This window comes from Streptomyces durbertensis, assembly GCF_014156695.1.
GTDB lineage: Bacteria > Actinomycetota > Actinomycetes > Streptomycetales > Streptomycetaceae > Streptomyces > Streptomyces durbertensis.
Map to the genome: position 1 here is coordinate 1 of NZ_WMLF01000453.1, position 4,330 is coordinate 4,330.

Sequence of the window (4,330 nt, forward strand, 5' to 3'; positions counted from 1 at the left end):
CGCCCGCCCCGGCCCGCTCACGCGGCGGCGGCGTGACGTTGCCGCGGAAACGATCCGCCTGCGCCACAAAGGCGAACGGAACCTGCTCTCCGCGTCGGAACATGGCAAATCCTCCCCCAACTCTCATCTCGGTCTCACACGTACAGACGTGCGGAGGTCCCGAGAAGTTGCCCGCGTACGGCAACTTCTCGGACACGGTCGGCCTCCCTGCCCGCCGACCGGATCCGGACCACCGGTGGAAGCCGCCTACCCGAGGAGGCATAGGGTGAACCCGCACGCCGAGCAGATCTGGAAGGAACCCCGCGGTGACCGACTCCCCCCGCTTCCGCAGCGACATGACCGTCGAGCTGGTCAAGCACAGCGCGGCCGACACGGACGTCCTGTGGGCGGCCCGCGTCTCCACCGCGGGGGAGCAGTCCCTGGAGGAGCTGGAGAAGGACCCGCAGCGGTCGAAGGGTCTGATCAACTACCTGATGCGGGACCGCCACGGCAGCCCGTTCGAGCACAACTCGATGACGTTCTTCGTCAGCGCGCCGCTTTTTGTCTTCCGTGAGTTCCACCGCCACCGCGTGGGCTGGAGCTACAACGAGGAGAGCGGCCGCTACCGCGAGCTGGAGCCGGTCTTCTACGTGCCGGACGCCTCCCGCAAGCTCGTCCAGAAGGGCCGCCCCGGCAAGTACGAGTTCGTCGAGGGCAGCGAGAAGCAGCTCGAACTGGTCCGCGAGCAGATGACCGAGTCCTACCGGCAGTCCTACGCCGCGTACCAGGAGATGCTGGACGCCGGCGTGGCGCGCGAGGTCGCCCGGGCCACCCTGCCGGTCGGCCTGTACTCCTCCATGTACGCCACCTGCAACGCGCGCTCCCTGATGCACTTCCTCGGCCTGCGCACCAAGCACGAGCTCGCGCGGGTGCCGTCCTTCCCGCAGCGCGAGATCGAGATGGTCGCGGAGCTGATGGAGGCGGAGTGGGCCAGGCTGATGCCGCTCACCCACGAGGCGTTCAACGCGAACGGGCGTGTCGCACCCTGACCGGAAAACCACCCCGTCAGGGCGGTCGAAGCCCCTCCGCCCCGGATGGCTGTGTCCGTATTGCGGCATTTCATCCGATTCATCTACGCTGAAGTACGGACCCGGCACTGTCTGAACCCCCGAGCAGGCAGTGCCGGGATCCACATCCGACCTCACCCCTAGGGAGCGCCGGGCACCCGGCTGCGAGTAGCGTGGGATCCATGGCTCCGACCTCCACACCGCAGACGCCCTTCGGGCGGGTCCTGACCGCGATGGTCACGCCGTTCGCCGCGGACGGCGAACTCGACCTCGACGGCGCGCAGCGTCTCGCCGCCCACCTCGTGGACGCCGGCAACGACGGTCTTGTCGTCAACGGCACCACCGGCGAGTCCCCGACCACCACCGACGCGGAGAAAGCCCGCCTCGTACGGGCCGTCGTGGAAGCCGTCGGAGACCGGGCCTTTGTCGTCGCCGGAGCCGGCACCAACGACACCCGCCACAGCCTCGAGCTGGCCCGCGCCGCCGCCCAGGCCGGCGCCCACGGCCTCCTCGCGGTCACGCCGTACTACAACAAGCCCCCGCAGGAGGGCCTCTACCGGCACTTCACCGCCATCGCGGACGCGACCGACCTGCCGGTCATGCTCTACGACATCCCCGGGCGCTCCGGAGTGCCGATCAACACCGAGACGATCGTCCGCCTCGCCGAGCACCCGCGCATCGTGGCCAACAAGGACGCCAAGGGCGACCTCGGCCGCGCCAGCTGGGCCATCGCCGCCAGCGGCCTCGCCTGGTACTCCGGCGACGACATGCTCAACCTGCCGCTGCTGTCCGTCGGCGCCGTCGGCTTCGTCTCGGTCGTGGGCCACCTCGTCGCCCCGGAACTCCGCGCGATGCTCGAAGCCCACCTCAGCGGCGACGTCACCAAGGCGACCGAGATCCACCAGAAGCTGCTCCCGGTCTTCACCGGCATGTTCCGCACCCAGGGTGTGATCACCACCAAGGCGGCGCTCATGAGCCAGGGCCTGCCCGCCGGCCCGCTCCGGCTGCCGCTGGTGGAACTCACCGAGGAGGAGGCCGCCCAGCTGCACCGCGACCTGACCGCCGGCGGCGTCCAGCTCACCCCGGCAGCGGTCCCCACCGCCTAGCGGCCGGCACCGAACCTCAGCGCACCGCACTTCAGCACCGAACACCAGCACACAGGAACAAGAGGAACCCGTACGACAACCGCCGCGCGTGACGCGCGGCGCCAGACGATCGCACGCGCCACGTGCCCGAGGGGGTGCGTGGCGCGTGCGGTGAGGAGAGTCTTTTGAGTCATCCACACCCCGAACTCGGCTCGCCGCCCCCACTCCCCGAAGGCGGATTCCGAGTCACCCCGCTGGGCGGCCTCGGGGAGATCGGCCGCAACATGACCGTCTTCGAGTTCGACGGCAGACTGCTGATCGTCGACTGCGGCGTGCTCTTCCCCGAGGAGGAGCAGCCCGGCATCGACCTCATCCTCCCCGACTTCAGCAGCATCCGGGACCGCCTCGACGACATCGACGGCATCGTCCTCACCCACGGGCACGAGGACCACATCGGCGGCGTGCCCTACCTGCTGCGTGAGAAGCCGGACATCCCGCTGATCGGCTCCAAGCTGACCCTCGCGCTCATCGAGGCCAAGCTGCAGGAGCACCGGATCCGCCCCTACACCCTGGAGGTCCAGGAGGGCCACCGGGAGCGGGTCGGCCCGTTCGACTGCGAGTTCATCGCGGTCAACCACTCCATCCCGGACGCGCTCGCCCTCGCCGTGCGCACCCCCGCCGGCCTTGTCGTGCACACCGGCGACTTCAAGATGGACCAGCTACCGCTCGACGGCCGCCTCACCGACCTCCGCGCCTTCTCCCGCCTCGGCGAGGAGGGCATCGACCTGCTGCTCTCGGACTCCACCAACGCGGAGGTCCCGGGCTTCGTCCCGCCCGAGCGGGACATCTCGCAGGTGCTGCGGCAGGTCTTCGCCGGCGCGCAGAAGCGGATCATCGTGGCCAGCTTCGCCAGCCACGTCCACCGCATCCAGCAGATCCTCGACGCCGCGCACGAGTACGGCCGCCGGGTCGCCTTCGTCGGCCGCTCGATGGTCCGCAACATGGGCATCGCCCGGGACCTCGGCTACCTCAAGATCCCCGCCGGGCTTGTCGTCGACGTCAAGGCGCTCAACGACCTCCCCGAAGAAGAGGTCGTACTCGTCTGCACGGGATCGCAGGGCGAGCCGATGGCAGCCCTGTCCCGGATGGCCAACCGGGACCACCAGATCCGCATCGTCCAGGGCGACACGGTGATCCTGGCGTCCTCCCTCATCCCCGGCAACGAGAACGCCGTCTACCGGGTGATCAACGGGCTGACCCGCTGGGGCGCCAACGTCGTGCACAAGGGCAACGCGAAGGTGCACGTCTCCGGCCACGCCTCCGCCGGCGAACTGCTGTACTTCTACAACATCTGCCAGCCGAGCAACCTGATGCCCGTCCACGGCGAGTGGCGCCATCTGCGGGCCAACGCCGAACTCGGGGCGCTCACGGGCGTGCCGCAGGACCAGGTGGTCATCGCCGAGGACGGCGTGGTCGTCGACCTCGTCGAGGGCAAGGCCAAGATCGTCGGCAAGGTGCAGGCCGGCTACGTCTACGTCGACGGCCTGTCCGTCGGCGACGTGACCGAGAGCGCCCTCAAGGACCGGCGGATCCTCGGCGACGAGGGCATCATCTCCGTCTTCCTGGTCGTGGACAGCGCCACCGGCAAGATCACCGGTGGTCCGCACATCCACAGCCGGGGCTCCGGCATCGACGATGCCGACTTCAGCGGAGTCGTCCCGCGCATCCAGGAGGCCCTGGACCGGTCGGCACAGGACGGCGTGACGGAGGTGCACCAGCTCCAGCAGCTCATCCGTCGCACCATGGGCCGCTGGGTGTCGGACAACTACCGGCGCCGCCCGATGATCCTCCCGGTCGTGGTCGAGGTCTGACGGCACGTCACCCGTCGTACGGCCGTGGGGCGCCCCGATTTGCATCGGGGCGCCCCACTCCAGTACGTTGACTTCTCCGCCCGGGACAACCGCCCGGAGTCCAGTGCGACTCCGGTGGGATCCGGGGGCGGGAAACCCGACTCAGAACCTCTGATAAAGTCGGGGAGCGCCGAAAGGCAAACGGGAATCCAATGCCCGCAAAGTGAATTCAGCCCGGTGAAACGGGCCGGAAAAACTCTGGTAAGGTTGGAAACACCGAAGGGAAGCGCCCGGAGGAAGCCCGGAAGGGAATCCGAAGGAAGCGTCCGTTCCTTGAGAACTCAACAGT

At 68.9% G+C, this 4,330-nt stretch carries 3 protein-coding genes; all 3 read left to right on the top strand.

The annotated features are described in order from the left end of the window. Positions 1-335 precede the first annotated feature (335 nt). The 3 genes from thyX (at position 336) to GL263_RS22470 (ending at position 4,002) form a co-directional block, all read left to right on the top strand. Complete coding sequence (thyX, locus tag GL263_RS22460) at positions 336-1,028, top strand: FAD-dependent thymidylate synthase (protein WP_194377826.1); 693 nt, start codon at positions 336-338, stop codon at positions 1,026-1,028. A gap of 200 nt (positions 1,029-1,228) precedes the next feature. Continuing rightward, positions 1,229-2,152 (top strand): 4-hydroxy-tetrahydrodipicolinate synthase, encoded by a 924-nt coding sequence (gene dapA / locus GL263_RS22465; RefSeq protein ID WP_182857568.1) that lies wholly within the window; start codon positions 1,229-1,231, stop codon positions 2,150-2,152. A gap of 164 nt (positions 2,153-2,316) precedes the next feature. Further along, positions 2,317-4,002, top strand: a complete 1,686-nt coding sequence (locus GL263_RS22470; protein ID WP_182857569.1) for a ribonuclease J — start codon at positions 2,317-2,319, stop codon at positions 4,000-4,002. Positions 4,003-4,330 lie beyond the last annotated feature (328 nt).